General features: G+C 67.8%; 20 protein-coding genes. 16 read left to right on the top strand and 4 right to left on the bottom strand.

The features are described from left to right. Positions 1-84: 84 nt before the first annotated feature. Both AC6EUH_RS00520 and AC6EUH_RS00515 read left to right on the top strand, forming a co-directional pair. On the top strand, positions 85-987 hold the full coding sequence (locus AC6EUH_RS00520; protein ID WP_499737512.1) for a diacylglycerol/lipid kinase family protein: 903 nt from the start codon (positions 85-87) through the stop codon (positions 985-987). A gap of 135 nt (positions 988-1122) precedes the next feature. Further along, positions 1123-1833, top strand: coding sequence for a hypothetical protein (locus AC6EUH_RS00515; RefSeq protein WP_499737511.1), 711 nt, complete (start codon positions 1123-1125; stop codon positions 1831-1833). Between the two features lie 59 nt (positions 1834-1892). On the opposite strand, the gene AC6EUH_RS00510 is transcribed toward AC6EUH_RS00515, so the two are convergent. Next, positions 1893-2318: a hypothetical protein gene (locus AC6EUH_RS00510; protein ID WP_499737510.1), complete on the bottom strand. Its 426-nt coding sequence runs from the start codon at positions 2316-2318 to the stop codon at positions 1893-1895. A gap of 89 nt (positions 2319-2407) precedes the next feature. Between AC6EUH_RS00510 and AC6EUH_RS00505 the strand changes: the two genes are divergently transcribed. Further along, positions 2408-3142 carry a helix-turn-helix domain-containing protein gene (locus AC6EUH_RS00505; protein WP_499737509.1) on the top strand — a complete coding sequence of 245 codons (735 nt, stop codon included), beginning with the start codon at positions 2408-2410 and terminating at the stop codon, positions 3140-3142. Here AC6EUH_RS00505 and AC6EUH_RS00500 read toward each other — a convergent pair. Further along, positions 3139-4065, bottom strand: coding sequence for a DMT family transporter (locus tag AC6EUH_RS00500; RefSeq protein WP_499737508.1), 927 nt, complete (start codon positions 4063-4065; stop codon positions 3139-3141). The genes AC6EUH_RS00505 and AC6EUH_RS00500 overlap by 4 nt on opposite strands. Positions 4066-4115: 50 nt before the next feature. Here AC6EUH_RS00500 and AC6EUH_RS00495 point away from each other — a divergent pair, with 50 nt between their 5' ends. After that, positions 4116-5345: a cysteine desulfurase family protein gene (locus AC6EUH_RS00495; RefSeq protein WP_499737507.1), complete on the top strand. Its 1230-nt coding sequence runs from the start codon at positions 4116-4118 to the stop codon at positions 5343-5345. On the opposite strand, the gene AC6EUH_RS00490 is transcribed toward AC6EUH_RS00495, so the two are convergent. Then, on the bottom strand, positions 5342-6589 hold the full coding sequence (locus AC6EUH_RS00490) for an NAD(P)/FAD-dependent oxidoreductase (RefSeq protein ID WP_499737506.1): 1248 nt from the start codon (positions 6587-6589) through the stop codon (positions 5342-5344). The genes AC6EUH_RS00495 and AC6EUH_RS00490 overlap by 4 nt on opposite strands. 225 nt (positions 6590-6814) lie before the next feature. On the opposite strand from AC6EUH_RS00490, the gene mnmA reads away from it, so the two are divergent. The 7 genes from mnmA (at position 6815) to AC6EUH_RS00455 (ending at position 15534) form a co-directional block, all read left to right on the top strand. Further along, positions 6815-7927, top strand: a complete 1113-nt coding sequence (gene mnmA / locus AC6EUH_RS00485) for a tRNA 2-thiouridine(34) synthase MnmA (RefSeq protein ID WP_499737505.1) — start codon at positions 6815-6817, stop codon at positions 7925-7927. Between the two features lie 346 nt (positions 7928-8273). Then, positions 8274-9908 (top strand): ABC transporter substrate-binding protein, encoded by a 1635-nt coding sequence (locus tag AC6EUH_RS00480; RefSeq protein WP_056425811.1) that lies wholly within the window; start codon positions 8274-8276, stop codon positions 9906-9908. A 128-nt stretch (positions 9909-10036) separates the two neighbouring features. Then, the gene (locus AC6EUH_RS00475; protein WP_499737504.1) at positions 10037-11128 is read left to right on the top strand and encodes an ABC transporter permease; all 1092 of its coding nucleotides are present in this window, start codon (positions 10037-10039) and stop codon (positions 11126-11128) included. A 1-nt stretch (position 11129) separates the two neighbouring features. After that, positions 11130-12155, top strand: coding sequence for an ABC transporter permease (locus AC6EUH_RS00470; protein WP_056425816.1), 1026 nt, complete (start codon positions 11130-11132; stop codon positions 12153-12155). Next, positions 12152-13855, top strand: a complete 1704-nt coding sequence (locus AC6EUH_RS00465) for an ABC transporter ATP-binding protein (RefSeq protein WP_499737503.1) — start codon at positions 12152-12154, stop codon at positions 13853-13855. Before AC6EUH_RS00470 ends, AC6EUH_RS00465 begins: the two co-directional genes overlap by 4 nt. A gap of 165 nt (positions 13856-14020) precedes the next feature. After that, positions 14021-14488 carry a chorismate mutase gene (locus tag AC6EUH_RS00460; protein ID WP_499737502.1) on the top strand — a complete coding sequence of 156 codons (468 nt, stop codon included), beginning with the start codon at positions 14021-14023 and terminating at the stop codon, positions 14486-14488. Between the two features lie 2 nt (positions 14489-14490). Then, a complete protein-coding gene (locus AC6EUH_RS00455; RefSeq protein WP_056425825.1) occupies positions 14491-15534 on the top strand; it encodes a uroporphyrinogen decarboxylase/cobalamine-independent methonine synthase family protein in 1044 nt (347 codons plus the stop codon). Between the two features lie 18 nt (positions 15535-15552). On the opposite strand, the gene AC6EUH_RS00450 is transcribed toward AC6EUH_RS00455, so the two are convergent. Continuing rightward, on the bottom strand, positions 15553-16266 hold the full coding sequence (locus AC6EUH_RS00450; RefSeq protein ID WP_056425828.1) for a DUF4166 domain-containing protein: 714 nt from the start codon (positions 16264-16266) through the stop codon (positions 15553-15555). 173 nt (positions 16267-16439) lie between these two features. Here AC6EUH_RS00450 and mtrA point away from each other — a divergent pair, with 173 nt between their 5' ends. From mtrA to hpf, 5 genes are all read left to right on the top strand, one after another. Next, positions 16440-17114 carry an MtrAB system response regulator MtrA gene (gene mtrA, locus AC6EUH_RS00445; RefSeq protein WP_056425831.1) on the top strand — a complete coding sequence of 225 codons (675 nt, stop codon included), beginning with the start codon at positions 16440-16442 and terminating at the stop codon, positions 17112-17114. Positions 17115-17508: 394 nt separating this feature from the next. After that, positions 17509-19296, top strand: coding sequence for an MtrAB system histidine kinase MtrB (gene mtrB, locus AC6EUH_RS00440; protein WP_235500117.1), 1788 nt, complete (start codon positions 17509-17511; stop codon positions 19294-19296). Further along, positions 19293-21014: an LpqB family beta-propeller domain-containing protein gene (locus AC6EUH_RS00435; protein WP_056425834.1), complete on the top strand. Its 1722-nt coding sequence runs from the start codon at positions 19293-19295 to the stop codon at positions 21012-21014. The genes mtrB and AC6EUH_RS00435 overlap by 4 nt, the downstream gene beginning before the upstream one ends. A gap of 360 nt (positions 21015-21374) precedes the next feature. Further along, complete coding sequence (locus tag AC6EUH_RS00430; RefSeq protein ID WP_499737501.1) at positions 21375-22301, top strand: ComF family protein; 927 nt, start codon at positions 21375-21377, stop codon at positions 22299-22301. Positions 22302-22444: 143 nt separating this feature from the next. After that, on the top strand, positions 22445-23170 hold the full coding sequence (hpf, locus tag AC6EUH_RS00425; RefSeq protein WP_499737500.1) for a ribosome hibernation-promoting factor, HPF/YfiA family: 726 nt from the start codon (positions 22445-22447) through the stop codon (positions 23168-23170). The last annotated feature ends 20 nt before the right edge of the window (positions 23171-23190 follow it).

The raw sequence follows: 23190 nt of genomic DNA, 5'->3' as shown, positions 1-23190 counted from the left end.
GTCCGGCCTGGCCAGTTTAACCGGCTAGGGGGAGAACGAGCGTACCGGCACGGAAGGTTCCCGACGGCTGGCATAATTCAGCGCATGAACATCGCCGTTGCCGTCAACCCGCGGGCATCCTTTGGCCGCGGGTTGCATGCCGGCAACGAAGTAGCCGCGTACTTCCGGGCCGCCGGGGCCGACGTCCTGCTCCTGTGTGAGGACAGCTACGATGCGCTGGCGGCGTCCGTGGAAAAGGCGCTGGCCTCCGGCGTGGATGCCCTCGTGATGGTGGGCGGTGACGGCATGGTCCACCTCGGCGTCAATGCGCTGGCCGGATCGGGCATGCCCTTCGGTGCGGTCCCGCTGGGGATCGTCCCCACAGGCACCGGAAACGACACGGCGCGCGCACTGGAGGTGCCGGCCCACGACATCCCCGGCGCCTGTGCGGCCGTGCTCGCCGCCCTGGCCACCGGCGGGCGAATGATCGACGCGGGACGGGCGTCCTCCGACCGGACGTCCCGCTGGTTCGCCGGTGTGGTGTCCGCCGGGTTCGACGCGGCCGTCAATGAACGGGCCAACGCCTGGCGGTGGCCCCGCGGCAAAGCGCGCTACCACCTGGCCATGCTCCGCGAACTCGCCTCGTTCCGGGCCATCAACTACACCGTCACGGCCGACGGCGGGACCTGGCGGCAGGGCGCCATGCTGATCTCCGTCGCCAACGGGCAATCGATTGGCGGCGGAATGAAGGTCACGCCCGACGCGGTGCTCGACGACGGCTACCTGGACCTATTCATCGTCGGCCCGCTCTCCCGGACAGGCCTGCTGAAGGTCTTTCCGAGGGTCTTTTCCGGCGGCCACCTCGGGCATCCGGCCGTACATATCCGGCGGGTCCGCAAAGTGGAGCTGTCCGCCGACAACGTGGTGGCCTACGCCGACGGGGAGCGGATCGGCCCGCTGCCCCTCACCATCGAAGTGGTTCCCGGGGCGATCCGCGTTCTGGCGTAGCCGCGGGCAGGACTCCGGACGGGCCTTCCGCGGCGCGGATCCGGGGGAGTCTAGAATCGTGCGGAGGCTCGGGCGGGAAAACGAACCGGCGTAGCGGAATCGGGGCAAGGCATGGGAAGCAGGCGGGAAGCAGAGATGACGGCGACGGCGGCCGCAGGGGCCGGTTCGCACCGCGCGCGGTCTGTGCGCCGGGGGAGCCGCGCATTCCTGGCGCTCACAGTGGCGACGGCGCTGGCCGGCTGCAGCGTCGGCATTCCGGACCCCGCAGCGCCCAAGGCGGTACCAGCGACTCCGACCCTCGCCACCCCCACCGTCACACCCGGATATGACGCCGCTGCCGTCGCCGCGAAGGACATGCCCTTCACTGCCGGAGAAACGCTGGCGGCCGGCGTGCCCATCCAGCTGTCCGACGGGTTGCGGGAGGTGCGGGGATGGAAGCCCGGCGGGGAGAACGTGGCCGGCGCGAACCGGTACGTCAAAGAGGACGGCTGTGTGGCATCGGCAAAGGTACGGACGAACCAGTCAGCCCTCGCCGTCACCGGGAACGACAGGGCGTCCACCGAGGCGCTCTTCCAGTACCTGGATGCCAGCATCCTTCCCGGGTATCTGAAGCCGGCGACACTGCGCTGGGGTGGCGAGCCCGGCGAGCCCGCTCCGCGCGTCGAGGTGCTGGTGTTAACGGGCGGGGAGCGGGCCGGCGCCAGGGCCACCGCTATCTACGCCCGGTTGTTCAGCAAAGCGGGCTCCTCTGTGTACCTGTCCGTTTCGTGCCCCGACGCCCGGACGCTGGCTGCGGCACGGGCCGACGCCGAAGCGCGGATCGCCGTCGTTCCGCCGTCGGCCTGAGTCCTCCGTCGGGAAGTGCTGCCGGTTGCGACCCGGCCCGGGGCCGGGGGCGGAACCCTTCAGTCCCGACGCGTGGTCGAGAGCTTTGGCGAAAGCCGGTTCAGCGCCAGCGCCCCGACCAGCAGTCCGAAGTCCCGCAGGGCGACGTCGTAGAAGTCGCCCAGGACGATCAGGTTGACGATGATTCCGAGGAGCCACACCGCCACGAGCAGCGAGCCGAAGCGCGGTTTCAGCGCAACCGCCAGGCCGGCGGCGATCTCCACGACGCCAACGATGTACATGATGGTCTGGGCAGGCACCGGCACAACATCGGTGACCACGGGAGCCAGATACATGGTCCAGTCGGTGAGCAGGTTCGTGAACTTGTCGAGGCCGAAGACTACCGGCGCAACGGTGAACACCGTCCGGAGCAGCAGGAAGGCCTGCCGCTCGGGAGCCGCGGCCAGTGGGCGGGCGGGCGCGGCGATGGATGCAGAGGATTTCATCACGACTCCTTCTAAAAGTGGATGACTTGATTTTAGAATGGAACCAGCGATTAAGCAATGAATCTTGTTTTTAGAGCTAGGCTGATTTCATGATCCGATCCCCTTGGAACCGCAGGATTGCGGCCGTCGCGTCCCTGCGGGACGAAAGCCGCCGGAAGCTGTTCGATTTCGTCGCCTCGGCCGGGCGTGCCGTCAGTCGCGACGACGCCGCCGGAGCCCTCGGCCTGCCCCGGAGCACGGCGTCCTTCCAGCTGGACCGGCTGGTGCAGGACGGGCTCCTGGCCGTGGAATTCCGGAAGCTTGGGGGCAGGGGCGGGCCCGGGTCGGGCCGGCCGGCAAAGCTGTATCTGGCCGCCGTCCGGGAAGTTGCTGCGTCGGTGCCGGACCGTAACTACGACCTGGCCGCCGAACTGATGGTCGCGGCCATCGAGGAGTCGGCGGCCGACGGCGGTTCCGCCCGCGAAGCGCTGGTGCGGACCGCCTACGCCAGGGGGGTGGCGGCAGCCCATGCCAGGGCCGACTTGACGGAACAGGACGATGCCCGGGCGGCAGCGGCGGGCACCGACTTTGCCGGGTTCCTCGCGGCGGAGGGCTACCGTCCGGAGGACGACGGCGAGGGCGGCCTGGTGCTGCTCAACTGTCCTTTCCACCGGATCGCCGAGGGCCACACCGATGTGGTCTGTGCCATGAACGGCGCGTTTCTGGGAGGGGCCGCGGCGGGGTGCGGAGTCGATCCGGACCGGGTGCAGGCTCTCGCCATCGACGAGCTTCGCGCCCAGGGCGCCGCGCAGCCGGCGCAGTGCTGCGCCCGGATCCGGCCTTAGGGTGTGTGGCGGCCCGTCGGGGCGGGGTCGGAGGCCGGCGTCGGGACGGCGGGCGCCGGGGACTTTGACCGCCCCTTCGTCCCGGTCAGCAGCACCCCTGCGATTACCAACAGGCCGCCCATGATCTGAACGATGGTGAGCGGCGTCCCCAGCACCACTGTGATCACCGCCGTGAAGACCACAATCAGGTTGAGGTAGTTCCCGGCGGTACCCGGCGCTGTGGTCTTCAGGGCAAGGTTCCACAGGAGGTAGGCGCCCAGGGACGGGAAGACCACGATGTAGGCCAGAGACCACGCCTCGGCCGGCGTCTCGGGAAGCTGCACGTTCGCGGCGACGGCCAAGGGCGCCAGCGTCACGCCGGCGATCACCACCTGCGTCGCGGTGGCCGTTATGGCCGGCACGTCCAGCCTGCGGGCGATGATCGTGTAGCAGCCCCAGACGAGGATCGCCCCGATCATCATGACTTCACCGATATTCAGGGACAGGCTGACTACCCGCTGCAGCTCGCCCCGGGTCAACACCAGCAGGACGCCAAGAAGGCCGAGGGTGATGCCGAACCAGCCGCGCCGCGTGGTCTTCTCGCCGGTCAGGACCATCGCCAGCACAACGATCAGAGCCGGGTTGGCCGCCGTGATCAGCGACGCGTTCATTGCCGAGGTGTGGCCGAGGGCGCCGTACAGCAAAAGCGTGTAGCCGCTCATGCCCAGCACGCTGAGAAGGAGGAGCACCGGCCAGCGGCGCAGCACCGCGCGCCAGTCCGGCTTCTCCACGAAGTGGGCCAGCAGCACCAGCGGTACGGCGGCCAGCGTCCAGCGCCAGAACGTCAGGTCCAGGGGCGTCATTGAGGCGACGGCGGCCTGGGCGACAATGAAATTCCCGGACCAGAAGAGTGTGGCCAGGACGAGGTACACGGACGCTTTCACCGCTCGAATGTACACCAGGGCCGTGCCGGGACCGCGGGTAGAATTGGCCTGTGCCCGTATACCTTGACCATGCCGCCACCACCACCCTGGCCCCGGAGGCCTTGGCGGCGCTGACCCGTGAGCTGGCCCGCACCGGCAACCCGTCCTCACTCCACGGATCGGGCCGCCGCGCCCGCCGCGCCGTCGAGGATGCCCGCGAGGTGCTGGCTGCCGCGGCCGGGGCGCACCCCTCCGAAGTCATCTTTACCTCGGGCGGAACCGAAGCCGACAACCTGGCCGTGAAAGGCCTGTACTGGGCCCGGCACGCCGGGAACCCGCAGCGCACGCGGATCCTGTGCTCCGCCGTCGAGCACCACGCCGTGCTGGACACCGTCGAATGGCTCGAGCGGCACGAGGGCGCCGAGGTGACTTGGCTGCCGGTGGATGCGGACGGCGTCGTGGACCTGGCCGTGCTGGCGGCCGAGCTGTCCCGGGACCCCGCCTCGATCGCCCTGGTCACGGTGATGTGGGCCAACAACGAAGTCGGCAGCATCCAGCCCGTGGCGGAGATCGTCGAGCTGGCGCACCGGGCCGGCGTTCCGGTCCACTCGGACGCCGTCCAGGCCTTCGGCTCCGTGCCTGTGGATTTCCGCGCCTCCGGGCTGGACGCCATGTCCATCTCGGGGCACAAGATCGGCGGCCCGGTCGGCGTCGGGGCGCTGATGTTGGGCCGGGCAGTGAAGCTGACCCCGGTGCAGCACGGCGGGGGACAGGAACGGGACGTCCGCTCCGGGACCCTGGACACCGCCTCCATTGCAGCCTTTGCCGCGGCGGCGGAAGCCGTGGCCGCCAACCTTCCGAAGGAAGCGGCACGCATTGCGGCCCTCCGGGACCGGCTGATCGACGGCGTCCTGGCAGCGGTGCCCGACGCTGTGCTGCGCGGGACCCCAGGCCACGGGCGGCTGCCGGGCAACGCCCACTTCACCTTCCCCGGATGCGAAGGCGACTCACTGTTGTTCCTGCTCGATCTGGCCGGGATCGAATCCTCCACCGGGTCGGCCTGCACGGCCGGGGTCCCCCGGCCGTCCCACGTGCTGCTGGCCATGGGACTGGATGAGGACACGGCCCGCGGCGCCCAGCGGTTCAGCCTGGGTCATTCCTCCACCGAGGCCGACGTCGACGCGCTGCTGGCGGCACTGCCCGGGGCCTACGCCCGCGCGCGGCAGGCCGGCATGGCCGGCCACGAGTCCAGCATCCAGACCGCGGGCACCGTCGCCCGACAGGCCGCCGCCACGGACTAGGCGTGCGGCAGGAGCCCGTCGAGCGGGATGTCCGGATCGGCCAGGGCGGCAGGGCTCACGGCGGTTTTCGCCGAGATGAGCTGCTTGATCAGCTTTTGCGGCTTGCCGGAGCGAGGCCAGTTCACGCTCATGCCAGCCACCACCCGGCCATCGCGCTGCCAGAAGGCGAGGAACTCCTTGCCCTCGAGCGAACCCCGGATGGTGGGCGGCCCCGAGACGAGTGCCGGGAAGCCGGAGTACTCCATGCTGACGTCGAACTGGTCGGTGTAGAAGTAGGGGACCGTGTCCAGGGAGGCGTCCCGCCCGAGCATCGCCCTGGCCGCCACTTTGCCGCCGTTGAGGGCATTGGACCAGTGTTCGCTGCGGTGGTGCTGGCCGGTGAAGGGGTGCAGGGCGTTCGCGACGTCCCCGGCGGCAAAGATTCCGGGCACTGAGGTCCGCAGCGAGGCATCAGCGAGGATGCCGTTCTCCAGCGCGATCCCCGCCGCCTCGGCGAGCGACACCTCGGGAACCACCCCCACGGCAATGATCACCAGGTCCGCGGGCAGGACGTCCCCGGCATCCGTGACCACGCCGGTGACCCGGCCCGACTGGCCGCTGATCCCGGCGGCCGAGGCGGGAAGCCGGAAGCGGACGCCGTTCGCTTCGTGCAGCGAACGGAAGAAGCCGCCCAGTTCCGGCCCGATCGCCGCACTGAGCGGCACCTCCTCCAGCCCCAGCAGCGTGACGGAATTCCCGTAGGCGCTCGCCGCCGCGGCCAACTCCATCCCGATCCAGCCCGAACCGATCATCACGACGTTGAGGCCGCCGTCGGCCAGGGCAGCGCGCAGCCGGCGGCTGTCCTCCACGGTGCGGAACGTGCTGACCCCCTCCAGGTCGCTGCCGGGCAGCGGAATGTGCCGGGGACGTGCCCCGGTGGCCAGCAGCAGCGAGGAGTAGCCCAGCGTGCGGCCGTCCGGAAGAATCACGCAGCGGGCTGCCGGATCAATCCGCGTGACGGCGGCGCCCAGCCGCAGGTCCACCCCGTTCTCCGCGTACCAGTCCGCCGGCACGACGGGCAGGGCGTCGTCGTCGACTTTGGCTAGGAGGTAGTCCTTGGACAGCGGCGGTCGCAGGTAAGGGTGGTGCCGCTCCTCCGCCAGCAGGATCACCGGCCCGCCGTGACCTTCCGCGCGGAGGGTCTTGGCCGCGGTGGCGCCGGCGAGGCCGCCGCCCACGATCACGATGTTTTCGGAGGAGGCCACAGTGTGCTCGATTCCTGCGGCCGCCGGCACGCCCGGGGCCGCCTGTCGCGGGAATGGTATCTAAAACTGTCACTTTTGACTTTAGAATCACGCCGGAGGGCCGTCAAGGCCTTTTGGGTGAGGATTCGGCGTGGCGATAGAATGGGTCGGCCGGCATTGTGCTATTTCTGCGTCCAGCAGCCGCCCGGGCCGGCAACAACCCCCTGAACCCCAGAGAAAGTCAGTATGCGAGTTCTTGCAGCCATGAGTGGCGGCGTCGATTCCGCCGTTGCCGCAGCCCGCGCCGTCGAGGCGGGACACGACGTCGTCGGGGTCCACCTGGCGCTGTCCAGGATGCCCGGAACCCTGCGCACCGGCAGCCGAGGCTGCTGCACCATCGAGGATTCCCGCGACGCCTGGCGGGCCTGCGACGTGCTCGGGATTCCCTACTACGTGTGGGACTTCTCGGAGCGCTTCAAGGAGGACGTGGTCCAGGACTTCATCGATGAATACGCCGCGGGGCGCACGCCGAACCCGTGCATGCGCTGCAACGAACGGATCAAGTTCGCCGCGCTGCTGGAGAAGGCGATCGCCCTGGGGTTCGACGCCGTCTGCACCGGCCACTATGCCAAGGTCATCAACGATGCCGAGGGCAACCCCGAGCTGCACCGCGCCGCGGACTGGGCCAAGGACCAGAGCTATGTCCTGGGTGTCCTCACGCACGAACAGCTCAAGCACTCGATGTTCCCGCTCGCGGATACGCCGTCCAAGGCCGAGGTCCGCGCCGAAGCGGAGCGCCGCGGCCTGTCCGTGGCCAACAAGCCGGACAGCCATGACATCTGCTTCATCCCCGACGGCGACACCGCCGGATGGCTGGCCGAGAAGATCGAGATGACCACCGGCGACATTGTGGACGAGTCCGGTGCCAAGGTGGGCGAGCACCCCGGGGCCAATGCGTTCACGGTCGGCCAGCGCCGCGGTTTGAAGCTCGGCACCCCGGCCGCCGACGGCAAGCCGCGCTTTGTGCTGGAAATCCGCCCCAAGGAAAACAAGGTGGTGGTGGGGCCCGAGGCGCTCCTGGCCATCGACGAGATCCGCGGCATCAAGGTCTCCTGGGCGGGGCTGCCCATCGCCGAGGTACACACCGGCGAGGAATTCGACTGCTATGCCCAGGTCCGGGCACACGGTGACCCCGTACCCGCCACGGCGCATATGGAGTCCGGCAGCCTTGTCGTCACCCTGACGGAGCCCCTGCGCGGGGTGGCCCCCGGCCAGACCGTGGTGCTGTACCAGGGCAGCCGGGTGCTGGGCCAGGCCACCATCGACGCGGCGCGTTCGCTGCAGCGGGCGGCCCTCTAGGCCACCCGTTATCGGATGACACCGCCGCAGGCCATCCCATGGCCCATCGAAAGAGGCCGCGCACCGCTGGTGCGCGGCCTCTTTTCGTCGGTTCGCAGCGCCTGGGCCGCGCAGTGCCTGAGCCGCGCGGCAGCCCCCGGCACTCTGCCGAAATTCACGCGGGATTCCAGAAGATAATGATGAGTTCCGCCCGTTCGTGTAAATTTTGTGTCTCATCTCACAAGATGTAACGATTCACCTGTTGGTCGTCTGGTTGAATCGAGGGATCAGGACAGCGTGCCGCCCTCCGAGTCGTCTCAAGTACGTCAGGGCGAGCACCAGTACTCATCGAACAGAAAGTTCACAGATGGCAATGAACAAAAAGGCCCTGCAGAGCGCCATCGCGCTCGCCGGGGTATCCGCCTTCGCACTGACCGCCTGCACCGGACCTTCCGGCGGCGGAACGGCGTCCGGCAGCGCGGCCGGCGGAGGCACCATTACGTACGGCACAACCGACAAGGTTGTTACCCTCGACCCGGCCGGCTCGTACGACGCCGGTTCTTTTATGGTGATGAACCAGATCTATCCGTTCCTGCTCAACTCCAAGCCAGGCACTGCTGACTCCACTCCGGACATTGCCGAGTCGGCTTCCTTCACGAGCCCCACCGAATACACCGTCAAGCTCAAGCCCGGCCTCAAGTTCGCCAATGGCCACGCACTGACGTCCTCCGACGTGAAGTTCTCGATCGACCGCGTGGTCAGCATCGCGGATGACAACGGCCCGGCCTCGCTACTGGGCAACCTCGACTCGGTCACCGTCAAGGACGACACCACGGTGGTCTTCAAGCTCAAGGCCGGCAATGACCAGGTCTTCCCGGGCGTCCTCGCAGCCAACGCCGGGCCGATCATCGACGAAGAGGTCTTCCCGGCGGACAAGCTGATGACCGACGACGAAATCGTCAAGGGCAAGCCCTTCGCAGGCCCCTACACGATCGAGAGCTACAAGAAGAACGAGCTCGTCGGCCTCAAAGTCAACCCGGACTACCAGGGCCTGCTGGGCAAGCCGGCCAACGGCGGCGCCACGATCAAGTACTACGCCGATTCGAACAACCTCAAGCTGGACGTCCAGCAGGGCAACATCGACGTCGCGGGCCGCAGCCTGACGGCCACCGACGCCGCGGACCTCGAAAAGGACTCCAAGGTCAAGGTCCACAAGGGTCCGGGCGGCGAGTTGCGCTACATCGTGTTCAACTTCGACACCATGCCGTTCGGCGCCAAGAGCGCCGACGCCGATCCCGCGAAGGCTCTTGCCGTCCGGCAGGCCATGGCACACGTCGTCGACCGCGACGCGATCGCCAGCCAGGTCTACAAGGACACGTACGTGCCGGCCTACTCCGTCGTTCCTGACGGCTTCGTCGGTGCCATCCAGCCGCTCAAGGAAATGTACGGCGACGGAAGCGGCAAGCCCAGCCTCGACAAGGCCAAGCAGGTCTTCGCTGACGCCGGAGTCACCGCGCCGGTCACCATCAAGCTCCAGTACAACCCGGACCACTACGGCAAGTCTTCGGGCGACGAGTACGCCATGGTCAAGGAACAGCTGGAGAAGTCGGGCCTGTTCAAGGTTGAGCTGCAGTCCACCGAGTGGGTCACGTACAACAAGGACCGCACCAAGGACGTCTACCCGGTCTACCAGCTCGGCTGGTTCCCGGATTACTCCGACGCCGACAACTACCTCACGCCGTTCTTCGTCCCCGGCAACTTCCTGAAGAACCACTACGAAAACCCGGCTGTCACGGACCTGATCAACAAGCAGCTGACCACCGTCGACAAGGCCGAGCGTGAAAAGGTCCTGGGCGAGGCCCAGACCGCCGTCGCCAAGGACCTGTCCACGCTGCCGCTGCTGCAGGGCGCCCAGCTGATGGTCGCCGGCAAGGACGTCAAGGGCGTTGACCAGACTCTGGATGCTTCCTTCAAGACCCGCCTTGGTGTTATCTCCAAGTAGGTCAATCCCCATCCGGTTCTGACCAGCCAACGAGGCGGGGCGCCCTCACGGCGTCCCGCCTCTGGTGCTGATACAGGACAACCGATTCCGTGGCCCACAAGGTTCGCGGAACACACATTTAGGTACCAATGACAACACTTATCGAGGCGCCGCCAACCGACGGCGAAGGCCTCCTGCCGATGAAGAAGAAATCGACCGGCGGGGGACTGGGCCGATACATCTTCATCCGGTTCTTCCTGATTTTCCCGACCATCCTCATCCTGGTCACCATGGTGTTCTTCCTGATGCGCACCACCGGCGATCCGATTACCGCCGCCCTGGGCGGCAGGCTCCCGCCAGAACAGCTCGCGGAGAGAATCACCGCGGCCGGCTACGACCGGCCCATATTCGTGCAGTACTTCGAGTACCTGTCCCAGCTCCTTACGGGCAACTTCGGTACCACCCTTTCTGACAACCGCCCGGTCGCGGAGATGCTCGTCACATATGGCGCAGCCACCCTGGAACTGACCATCAACGCCCTGCTGGTCGCCCTGGTTGTGGGCATCCCGCTGGGACTGATCGCCGCACACCGGCGCGACAAGGGCCCGGACGCCGGCCTGCGCGTCTTCGCGATCCTCTGCTACGCCACGCCGGTCTTCTTCTCGGGCCTGCTGTTCAAGCTGACCTTTTCGGTCTGGCTGGGCTGGCTGCCGGTCGCCGGACGCGCGACGCCCGCCACCGAGCTCGCCCTGACCTCGCTTGAGGCCCCCACGGGTATTTACTGGCTGGACGCCATCCGCAGCGGCAACATGGCAGCCCTGGCCGACGTCATGGCACATGCCATCCTGCCTGCCCTCGCCCTCGGCCTGCTGACCGCCGGCATCTTCCTGCGCCTGGTCCGGACCAACGTGATCGGCACGCTCGGCAAGGACTACGTCGAGGCCGGCCGCTCCCGCGGTGTCAGCGAATACCGTCTCCTCACCAAGCACGCCTACAAACCGGCCCTCATTCCCATCATCACCGTGATGGGGCTCCAGATCGCCGTGCTGCTGGGCGGCGCGGTGCTGACCGAGACAACGTTCGAATGGAAAGGCCTGGGCTTCCAGCTCGCGACCTACCTGACAGCCCGCGACTTCGTGGCTGTCCAAGGCATCGTGGTCCTCCTTGCCGTGATCGTGGCCGTGACCAACTTCTTCGTGGACATTGTCGCCGCGCTGATCGACCCCCGCGTGAGGTACTGATATGAGCACCACTGCTGTCAATGAACCCGTCAAGGACCCCCGAGGACCTTGGTTCCGGCGCCTGCCGATCATCTCGCAGTTCAACAAGAGCGTCGGACTGCAGCGGGGCATGCTCGTGGGAGGGCTCGTCCTGACCGCGCTCTTCCTGCTGACCGCGATCTTCGCGCCCTTGATCGCGCCCTTCGGCTTCTCCCAGATTTCTGACGCGGAAGGCAACTTCCCGTCGCAGCAGCCACCGGGCGGGAAACATCTCTGGGGCACCACCGTCGGCAGCTATGACGTCTTCTCCCGGGTCGTGTGGGGGGCCCAGACGGCTGTCCTCGTGATTGTTGTGGCCGTGGTCATGTCGATCTTCATCGGTGTGATCCTGGGCCTGGTCAGCGGCTATATCGGCGGCGGGCTGGACCGGACCCTCGTGGTGATTGCGGACGCCATCTACGCCTTCCCGCCCCTGCTCGTGGCCATCGTCATGGCGATTGCCATCAGCGGTGGCCGGTCCAGCCTCTGGGGCGGCATCCTCGCGGCGGCGATTTCCATCACGGTCGTCTTCATCCCGCAGTACTTCCGTGTCATCCGGGCCGAGACCATCCGGCTCAAGGCCGAACCGTTCGTGGAATCGGCGAAGGTTGTGGGCGCCTCCAACATCCGGATCATGCGCCTCCATGTCTTCAAGAACGCCACCCGCACCCTGCCCCTGATCTTCACCCTCAACGCCTCCGAGGCCATCCTCACCCTCGCCGGCCTGGGCTTCCTGGGCTTCGGCATTGAGCCGACGTCGGCCGCGGAGTGGGGCTTCGACCTCAACAAGGCCCTCGCGGACACCACATCCGGTATCTGGTGGACCGGCGTGTACCCCGGCCTTGCCATTGTGCTGACCGTCCTCGGGCTGACCCTGGTCGGCGAGAGCATCAACGACCTCAACGACCCCCGCCTGCGGGGCCGCAAGAAGGCTGTCTCCGGCAAGGGCGGCCCGGATTCCACCACCGGCGCCCAGGCTGCACTCGACGCAGAAGTGAGAAGTTCATGACCATCAACATCGACAAGCCCGGCACAGGCGCCGGCCCGGTCCTCGACATCGACCACCTCAAGGTCACCTTCGCCACCGACGCCGGTGACGTGTACGCCGTCAAGGACGTCAGCCTGCAGGTCAACCCCGGCGAGGTCGTGGCGATCGTGGGCGAATCAGGCTCCGGGAAGACCGTCACCGCCAAGACCATCCTTGGCCTGCTGCCGGAAACCGCTATCAGCTCCGGCGCGGTGCTGATCAACGGCAGCAACGTCATCAGCGTCAGCCCGGCGAAGCTCCGGGAGATCCGGGGCCGGGACGTGGCCATGGTCTTCCAGGAACCGTCCACCGCCCTGAACCCGGTCTTCACGGTCGGCTGGCAGATCGCCGAAGGCATCCGCTCCCATGCCGGCCACGGGGGAGGTGCGCGGGTCAGCGCCAAGGAAGCCAAGACCCGCGCCATCGAAGCGCTCCGCAAGGTGGGCATCCCAGACCCGGAAACCCGCGTCAACTACTATCCGCACCAGTTCTCCGGCGGGCAGAAACAGCGCGTCGTCATCGCCGCGGCACTGGCTCTTAACCCGGGGCTCATCGTGGCCGACGAGCCGACCACTGCCCTGGACGTCACGGTGCAGGCCGAAATCCTCGAACTCCTGCGGGATCTCCGGGACCAGTACGGCACCTCGATCGTGCTCATCACGCACAACATGGGTGTCGTGGCGGACCTCGCCGACCGTGTCGTCGTGATGTACCGGGGCGACGTCGTCGAAGAGGCGTCCTCGCGGGTGCTGTTCGCCGAGCCGAAGCAGGATTACACCAAGAAGCTTTTGGCCGCGGTCCCGCACCTGGGCCGGAACTCCGCCTCGGCCGGCATGACCGAGCGCGCCCACCAGGGCGGCAAGGTGCTGGTCGAGGCCAAGAACCTGACCATCGAATACCCCGGCCGGCTGGGAAGCCCCGCTTTCAAAGCCGTGGACGGGGTCAACTTCACCCTGTCCGAGGGGGAGGTCTTCGGCCTCGTGGGGGAGTCCGGCTCCGGCAAGACGACGATCGGGCGGGCCATCGCCGGACTCAACCGGACCACCGGCGGCAGCCTGAAAGTCCTGGGCTACGAGATGCTCAACCTGAAGGAGCGCACGTTCAAGCCGCTGCGCAAGGAGATCGGGTTCGTGTTCCAGGACCCGGCCGCGTCCTTCAACCCGCAGCTGACCATCGGGGACTGCATTGCCGAACCCCTGATCATCCACACCAACCCGACCCCGGCCCAGGCCCGGCAACGTACCCGGGAACTGCTGGAAGCCGTCCAGCTGCCGGCAGCTTACGCCGACCGGTTCCCGCATGAGCTCTCCGGCGGTCAGCGGCAGCGCGCCTCGCTCGCACGGGCGCTCATCCTGAACCCGAAGCTGCTGATCGCCGACGAGCCGACGTCGGCCCTGGACGTGTCGGTGCAGGCCGTGGTGCTGGAGCTGTTCAAGGACATCCAGGCCGAATTCGGCTTCGCCGCACTGTTCATCAGCCACGACCTCGCTGTCGTGGATATCCTGTCCCACTGGGTCGGGGTGCTCTACAAGGGCAAAATGGTGGAACAGGGCCTCGGTAACCAAGTGATGGGCAACCCGCAGCACGAGTACACGAAGAAGCTCATTGCCTCCCTGCCGGTACCGGATCCGGACGAGCAGGCCCGGCGCCGCGAGGAATTCCGCGCCGTCCTTCACGGCTAGGCCGCTCCGGCAACTGCCTGAAGGGACATGCCCGCCGTTCGCTGCGAACGGTGGGCATGTCCCTTTGTGCAGGTAGGGAAAGGGCACAGGAAGGTTCCCCGGGCAGCCGCCCAGGCGGCGCTTAACAGCAGAAGTGATTAGCGCAGGTGCCCCTAGACTGGGTCAATGACCGAGCAGAACCAGACTCATCCTGAAGCCGATTCCTATGACCCCGAGGCCAGTTCGCTGGCCGGTCAGGTGGACCCCGCGGTGATGGCGGAGCTGTTGTCGATCCGCTCCAGCATCGACAACATCGATGCCACCCTTGTCTACCTGCTGGCCGAGCGCTTCAAGGCGACCCAGAAGGTCGGATTCCTGAAAGCCACCCACAAGCTTCCCGCTGGAGACCCGGGCAGGGAGACGGCGCAGATCGCACGGCTGCGGCGCCTCGCTGCCGAGGCCCACCTGGACCCGGCCTTTGCTGAGAAGTTCCTCAATTTCATCATCGGCGAGGTCATCCGGCACCACGAAGCCATCGCCGAAGGCCACGAGGCGGCACTGGCCGCCGATCACCCGGCCACGCAGTCCTTGCGCCCCCGGCCCGCCGGTGAAGCAACCGGCCCCGCCGGCCCGACCATCTCCGCCACCGCCTAGCCGTGGCCGCACCTCAGACAGCGCAGCCGGAGCAGGTTACCGCCACCGCACTGGGCCCCTGGCCCGGCGAGGACCCGGTTGAGGCCGCGCGCATCATCCGTGGTGAGCTTGGCAGCCCGCACCTGCCCTTCCTTGCGGAACTGCCGGACCGGGGCGTCGGTTCCGATGCGCTGGGCCGGACCGCTTCCCTGCTGGTGGACCTCTCCGTGGACGTGCAGCCCTACGGCTGGCGGATCGTGGACCGGCCCGGCAAGGACTTCAGGCGGGCACGCTCGGCACTGTCCACCGACATCAACATCCTCGCAGACGTGATCGGCGCCGAGGACACCCCGGCGCTGGACATCAAAGTCCAGCTCCGGGGCCCGCTCAGTCTCGCCGCGGGCCTGCATCTGCACAACGGCGAGCGTGCCCTGATCGACCACGGTGCCCGGCGCGACCTCGCGGCCTCCCTGGCGGCGGGTGCCGGCGGCTACCTCAGCCGCGTCGCTGCCGCGGCCCCCGGGGCCCGCATCGTGGTCCAGATCGACGAGCCGGAGATCGCCTCGGTGCTGGCCGGCACCATTCCCACGTCCAGCGGCTACCGGACCCTGCGCTCCGTGCCGGGCAGGGAAGCCACCGATGCGTGGCAGCTGGTCATCGATGCCCTGCGGGCGGCCGGCGCCGTCGAGGTGGTGGTCGCCGTCCCGGAAGTCGAGGCGCCCTTCGACCGGATCCTGGCGGCCGGGGCGGACGGGATCGCCGTGCCCCTGCGCGCGCTGACCTCGCGCCAGTGGGAAACCCTCGCCGGCGCGGTGGAGGCGGGCAAACGGCTGTGGGCCGGTGCTGTCGATGTCTCCGACGTCACTGCTGCGCCGCCCCGCGTCGCCGACGTCGTGGAGACCGTCTGGCGGCCCTGGCGCCAACTGGGCCTGCCGGCCTCGACCCTCAGTGCCCTGCGGGTCACGCCCTCGGGCGGGCTGGCCGGCCATTCGCCGTCGTCCGCGACGGCTGTGCTGACGCGGCTGACCCAGGTCGCCGACGGCCTCAACCAGCTCGCGCTTGGCTAGGGCAGGGGCGGCACCGCCTTAGCTGCGCCCTTCCCAGCGGTCCGGCCTGGCGCGGTCCGGAAGGTACCCCGGGGCCGACAGGCCGCCGGGGTACGGTTCCAGCCGATAGTCGAAGTGCCCGGCATAGACCAGGACCAGCCCCAGCTGCGGCTGGATCACCTTCACCTGGATCCTGTGCTTTCCTGCCGCGCCCTCGTCCGGCGACCACCACTGTTCGGCGTAGGCCTTGGCGTCCAGGGCGGCCGGCAGGGGAATCCGCAGCGGTCCCAGGAAGAGACGCGAGGCCTCTGACACTCCCCGGAGCCTGCCCCCGGCGGTGACGCTGAGGTTGAGGTCCGTGACAAGCCGCCGGTAACGCCCGACGTAGTCCACCAGGCCGTGGCGGGTGCTGGATTCATCGAAGCTGGTGGTGTCGTGGAACAACCGGGTAATGTCCGGGAAAAAGATCTCGCGCCGGGCGGTGAGGCTGGAGCGGCCGAACGGGTCCACGTGGGCGTGGTTCTCGATCCGGAACCGGACGCCCTCGCCGTACTCCGGGAAAAAGGACTCCTCGCCGCTGGCCAGGCGCAGCAGCGGGCGGAGCCACTTCTGCCGGCAGCCAACCACCTCGAACACTCCTTCGCCGACGCCGTAGCGGCCGGAACCCGGAGCCAGCGCGAAGTACTCCTGCAGCTGCGGCTGCAACCGGGCAAAGTCAGCGCCGAGCGCACGCTCGTAGATTGGGGTGCTCACAGAATCCTCCTGGGTTGCTGGCCGGTTGGCGGGCTCCTGCCAGCATGCGGTACTGGCGGCAGTTTGTCACAGCGCCCCCGCGGGCGGCACCGGGAGTGCTCCGGACACGGTCGGCGCCATGCCCGGGCACCGGTGAATACGACAAAGCCATTTCAATAGGGGAATATATACATATGAAGGCACGCATTCTGGTAGTGGACGATGACGAGGCGCTGGCCGAGATGATCGGTATTGTGTTGCGCAATGACGGGTTCGAGCCCGTCTTCTGCGCTGACGGCGCGCAGGCGATGGACGTGTTCCGCTCCGCCAAGCCGGATCTCGTGCTGCTGGATCTGATGCTCCCGGGCATGGACGGCATTGAAGTCTGCCGACAGATCCGTGCCGACTCCGATGTGCCGATCGTGATGCTCACCGCCAAGGCAGACACCTCCGATGTGGTCCGCGGCCTCGAGTCCGGGGCCGATGACTACGTGCCGAAGCCGTTTAAACCGGCCGAGCTCGTCGCCCGGGTCCGGGCCCGGCTCCGGCCCGGCGACCAGAAGGCGCCGGAGACGCTGCGTATCGCCGATGTCACCATCGACGTTGCCGGACACCTCGTCAGCCGGGGCACCGAGCGCATTTCGCTGACACCGCTGGAATTCGACCTGCTGGTGGCCCTGGCCCGTAAACCCTGGCAGGTCTTCACCCGGGAACTCCTCCTGGAGCAGGTCTGGGGCTACCGGCACGCTGCCGACACGCGGCTGGTCAACGTCCACGTCCAGCGGCTGAGGTCGAAGATCGAACGCGACCCGGAAGCCCCCGAAGTTGTATTGACGGTCCGTGGTGTCGGCTATAAAGCAGGGTCCTGAACCGTCGGACGGCCCCCTTGGAAGAGGTCCGGGGCCGGTGAGGGCCCCCGTGGACGGGGCCGCTGCCGAGAACGCCGCCCGCACTTCGGTTGATCTCCGCGAGCCGGGCAAGGCGGCGCCCGCTGCCGTCGAACCCGACGCCGTCGAACCCGACGCCGTCGCGCCCGACGCCGTCGAACCCGGCACGGTCGCGCCCGACGCCGTCGAACCCGGCACGGTCGCGCCCGACGCCGTGGAACCCGGCACGGTCGAACCCGGCACGGTCGCGCCCGACGCCGTGGAACCCGCCGCCGTCGAACCCGGCACGGTCGAACCCGGCACGGCGGCACCCGGCCCCCGCCGGAACGGTCCGGCCGCCCGCTGGCATGCCACCCGCTTCCGCACCCGGCTCTGGGTGAAGCGCGCCCGGATTGTAGGCGTGCGAGTGGCGAGGCTGGTCCGGATCGGAGCCGCCGGCCTGCTCCCGGGCCTGCGCTACCTGCTCCGCTCATTGCACCGCAAATGGCGGCGGTCATTGCAGTTCCGAACGGTGCTGACCACGCTTCTGCTGGCGATCACGTCCTTCGCCGTGGTCGGCGCGTACCTGTCGAACCAGATCGCCCACAACCTCTTCCAGGAACGGCTCGTCCAGGCCGAGTCGGAGACGCGCTACAACGTCAAGCAGGTCCAGGACACCTTTGACGGCGCCCAGGTCACCGATCAGTCCAGCGTCATCACGCTCGTTTACGACACACTGAACGCGGTCGAAGGCCGCGGCTCCGTCATCCAGCGACGCTACGTCTTTGAGGCGATGCCGGAGCAGACCAAACCCCGCAACCGCTGGGTCGAGTCGCGGGCCTCGGACCAGCTCACCATCAGCGTTATCCCGCCGGAACTGCGCAAGTCCGTGCAGGATTCCGGCAAGGAGCAGTTCTGGGCCTCCACGGAGTTCCCCGTGGGCACCGAAGACCGGCCCGGGATAGCCGTCGGCAACAAGGTCACCTTCAACGGCACGGTCTATGAGCTGTACTTAATTTACGACCTGAATACGGCACAAAAGACGCTCGACGAGATCCAGAACGTGCTGCTGGCCGGCGGCGCCGTACTGGCGCTGCTGATTGGTGCCGTGGCCTGGTATGTGACCCGGAACGTCGTCAGCCCGGTCAGCCATGCGGCAGTTGTGTCCGAGAAACTCGCGGCGGGGCAACTGCAGGAACGCATGGTGGTCAAGGGCGAGGACGAGGTGGCCCGGCTCGGGGCCTCCTTCAATCACATGGCCGCCAGCCTGCAGGAACAGATCACCCAGCTGGCCACCCTGTCCCAAATGCAGCAGCGGTTCGTCTCGGACGTCTCCCATGAGCTGCGGACCCCGCTCACCACCGTGCGGATGGCTGCAGAAGTGCTCTACGACGCACGCGAGGATTTCGATCCCATCAACAAGCGTTCCGCGGAACTGCTCTACAACCAGGTGGAGCGTTTCCAGTCCCTCCTGGCCGATCTGCTGGAGATCTCCCGCTTCGACGCCGGCGTGGCAACGCTCGACGCCGAACCGGGCGATATCGGGCAGCTCGTGTCGCATGTGATGGAGGGCGTTGCCCCGGTGGCTGCCGAGTACGGTTCAGTGGTGAGCCTCAACGCGCCGCCGGACAGCATCATCGTGGACATGGATGACCGCCGGATCGACCGGATCCTGCGCAACCTCATCCTGAACGCCCTGGAGCACGGTGAAGGCCGCCCGGTGAACATCTCCGTGGCCGCCAATGACAACGCCGTTGCGGTGGCCGTCCGGGACCATGGCATCGGCATGACCCCCGCGGAAGCGGCACGGGTATTCGACCGGTTCTGGCGCGCCGATCCGGCGCGTGCGCGCACCACCGGAGGCAGCGGCCTCGGACTGTCCATCGCCGCCGAGGACACAAAACTCCATAATGGCTGGCTCCAGGCGTGGGGCAGCAAGGGCAGCGGTGCCAACTTCCGCCTCACCCTCCCGTTGCGCCAGGGTGAGTCCATCACGAAATCCCCCCTCCAGCTGGAGCCGGTCGACGTCGGACTTCACAGCGGGGGGAGCGCGCGGACCATGCTGCTGCTGGACCACTCGCCGGCCCCCCGCGCCGACAGCGCGTTCCAGGGCCCCGGCGACGGGTCCGGCCCCGGCGCGACGGACCCCGGCACGGCGGGAACCGGAACGAAGGAGGGCTCATGAGCGGTCCCACAGGGAAGGCCAGGCGCGCCGCGGCAGCGCTGCTGGCGGTGCTGCTGTTCCTGCTGACCTCGTGCGCGCAGATCCCGCGTTCGGGCCCGGTGGGGAAAAGCACGGACGAGAGCGCGGGGAACCCCAAAAACGCTCCTGTGTTCTTTCCGACCGCGCCGCGTGCGGGGGCCAGCCCGGAAGCGGTAATCGAGGACTTCTATCTCGCCGGCAGCGGCTACGAGGACGACTACGCGGTGGCACGCCAGTACCTGACGCAGGCGTCGTCGGTCACCTGGAAACCGGACCAGCGGGTGCTCGTCTTCCGCTCCGCGCGCGTGGTGCCGACCGGCGTCGAAAACGTCTTCAACTACGAACTGGACGTGTCCTACTCCGTCGACGCGGATGGGGTTGCCACCCAGCTGCCGGAAGGAACCAAGGAGAACATTCCCGCGACGCTGACCCAAGTGGACGGGGAGTGGCGGATTGCGGAGCTCCCGGACGGAACGGCGATCCCGGAAGAAACCTTCAAGGTCATCTACGGCGCGTACCCGATCTATTTTTACGACCCCACCTTCACCTACGCGGTGCCCGATGTCCGGTGGTTCATCAAGAAGAAAACTGTCAAGGCCATGACCAGCGCGCTGCTCGGCGGTCCGGCCCCTTATCTCAAGGGCGCCGTCGTGAGCGCCTTCCCCTCCGGCATCAAGCTGGCCCGCGAGTCGGTCCCTGTGGTTTCCGGGGCCGCCCAGGTTGACCTCACGGCCAAGGACCTCGTGGAGGCCTCCAACGAGGACAGGCTGCGGATGCAGACCCAGCTTGCCCTCACCTTCCGCAGCCAGCCCGATGTCATCAACGTCGAGCTCCGGGCCAACCAGGACCTCGTGCGCGTGGAGGACAACGGTTCGGTGCTCCCGCCGGTCCGGGACAAGAACGTGCCGGACCGCCAGATCGCGGTGAACAACAACGGCCTTGTCCGGTATGAGAACAACAGGATCTCGCCGCTTCCGGACATCCGGTCCGTCGTGGCACTGGCGCCCCGGTCACCGGCGGAGTCCCCGGTCTCACAATCAGCGGCCTTCCTCAACGCCGGCGGCGGCACGCTGTACTCCATCGTGCCCGGCCAGCCCGCCAGGGCGCTGACCAGCCGCGCCACCCTCACGCGGCCCTCCTTCGACCGGTACGACTGGGTCTGGACAGCCGGGCCGGGAGCCAAGGGCGAGACGGAGCTGATCGCCTTCCGGCCCGTCGGCGTGGCCATAGGAGCGGGCGTGCCCAACGTGACCGTGTCGCCGGCGTGGCTTGCCGGGCGGTCAGTCAAGGAGTTCAAAGTCTCACGCGAGGGCACCCGCGCCCTCATCATCACGGAACAGGGCGGCAAGAGCCGGGTCCAGGTTGCGGGCATTGTCCGGGCTGCAGACGGCACGCCCAAAGACCTGACCGAGCCGATGACACTTCTGGCGACGAGCAACCCGGATCAGGGCGTGTGGGTGGACGACACCACAGTGGCCGTGATGAAGGGCTCCTCCAACGCAACAGTGACTCCCGAGCTACTGTTCCTCACCTCGTCCCAGCCCCAGCAGCTGGCACCCTGGCCCGGCCTGACAGCCCTCAGCGCGGGCAACGGCGCGGACGAAATCTACGCCCAGTCAACGGAAGGCATCTTCCAGCGGCTCGGCAACGGCTGGTCCCCGCAAATCAAGGGACCGATCGATCCGTCCTATCCGGGATAGCGGAATGTCGAGGCCCGGTCGGGACTGACGGGTTGCGGTGTCCGGGCGGAGCCTGTCCGGGCGTGGCCTGTCCGGACGGGGCCTGCGGTTCTCCACATGGCGTTCCCGGGCCTCCCGCCGCGGGCCGCGCCGGGAGAACCTTGTCATGTGGTGATTTCCAGACAACTGCGCGACGTTGTGCACGGCGGGACCGATGCCGGTCCTGGTCCTGGTCCTGGTTCCGGTCCGGCCCAGGCGGATTCAACGGCCGGGCGGGACACCGGACGGCCCCTGCCACAGCGGGCTGCGGACCCTGATCTGACTCCGGCGGCCACGGCTGCAGCAAGACACCGTGGTGCCTACCGGCGGCCGCTGGCACGCGTGGCCGACCTGACCGCCGCAGCCGCGGCCGAAGTTTTGGCGCTCGCCGCGCCGGTGGACTGCGTGTGCTGCGGGGCTGAGGACCTCGCGCTCTGCGGCGGTTGCGAACGGCAGCTCCGGCTGCTGATGCGCACACCGTTCCGGGCAGAAGCGCAGGCCCCCGCCCTGGTGGCCGTGGACGGCTCGGTGCTCCTGCCGGTCGTGGCTGCCGGCGCCTACCGCGCGGAGCTGGCGCAGGCGTTGCTCTCCTTCAAAAAACACGGCCAGAGGCAGCTCGCCGGAGTGTTGTCGAAGGGCCTGGCGGAGGCCATCCGGGCCGCCGCGGGGGAGTCTCCGGGACTGCTGATCGTACCGGTTCCAACCAGCGGCAGCGCCTACCGGAGGAGGGGGTTCAGTCCAGTCCATGTGCTGCTCGGCAGGGCCGGGCTGCACCGGGTGCCGGGAGCGGGCCGGCCATCAGGTCTGTCCACTGCCCACGCTCTCCGGACGACCCGCCTGGGGTCCGCCTCCGCACGGGCCGGGCAGGCGGCTGTACCGGTGACTGCAGTGCCGCAGCTGACGGTGCCCGTGCTTACAGCCGGTGCCCGCTGCCGTCTGCCCGGACCGCTCGGAGGTGCCGGGGGACAGAAGGCACTGGGCCGCGGGGAGCGTGCGCAGCGGGTGCGAGGATCCATGCGGGTCCGCCGCGGAGTCCTGGCGCCAGTGGTGCACGGACAGCCCTGCATCATCGTTGACGATGTCCTCACCACCGGCGCCACGCTGGCCGAGGCGGCCCGGGCGCTGCGTGCGGCCGGGGCGCTGGTGAGGGGCGCCGTCGTCCTTGCTGCGACACGCCCGCCGGTCGCGCTGGACTTCGGCCCGGCTGACCCCGAGATGGCAGGGAACGGGCCCGTCAAGGAAAAAAATAAACCAAAAAAGGATGAATAAGAGGTGTCTATGAACTAACGTCGAAGATGGGTACCAAGAACAGATGTACCTGTCGATAGCGGCTCGGAAAGGGGCTCGACTGTCAGTCAGACCAGCCCCAGGAAGTGCCGCCGTCGTGTCACCGAAGTCATTTGGAGGGCACCATGGAGTTCATGATCAGCGGACGCAATTTGACGGTCTCAGACCGGTTCCGCGAGTACGCCGACGAGAAGGTCTCGAAGATCGCGTCGCTGGGGGACAAAGTCCAGAGGGTGGACGCGAAGGTTTCCAAGGAGACCAAGGCCCGGCAGACCGACGAGATGCTCACGGTTGAGCTGACTGTCCTGGGCCGTGGCCCCGTGATTCGTGCCGAAGCCAGCGCCGCAGACAAATTCGCCGCGTTCGATCTTGCTTACAACAAGCTTCTTGAGCGCCTGCGCCGGGCGAAGGACCGCAAGAAGGTCCACCACGGCAGGCACACCCCCAAGTCCGTCACCGAGGCGACGGCAACACTTGAGCCCGCGAGCACCAGCGAGCCCATATACAAAGAGGCGAACCACTGGCTGGAGCCCAAAGAGGCTCCCGCCGAAAAATCGCCCTACGAGGTCGAGAACGATATCCCGGCCGGAGACTCACCCGTGCTCATCCGCCGGAAGGTCTTCCCCGCGTCGTCCCTCACGCTCGACGACGCCGTCGACAACATGGAACTCGTGGGCCACGACTTCTACCTCTTCGTAGACAAGGAGACCAAGGCGCCGTCTGTCGTGTACCGCCGCGACGGGTGGACCTATGGAGTGATCTCCCTGGACCAGACCTGCGAGCCCGGGGAGTCTGCCCTGGAAGAGAAGATCCTCGCCTACCGCTCCGAGGATGTGCCGGCCACCGCCTAAGCTGGTGCTGACCATTCAAC

It is taken from the genome of Arthrobacter sp. 001422645 (genome assembly GCF_059816125.1).
This window is presented reverse-complemented; position numbering and strand designations above follow the sequence as displayed.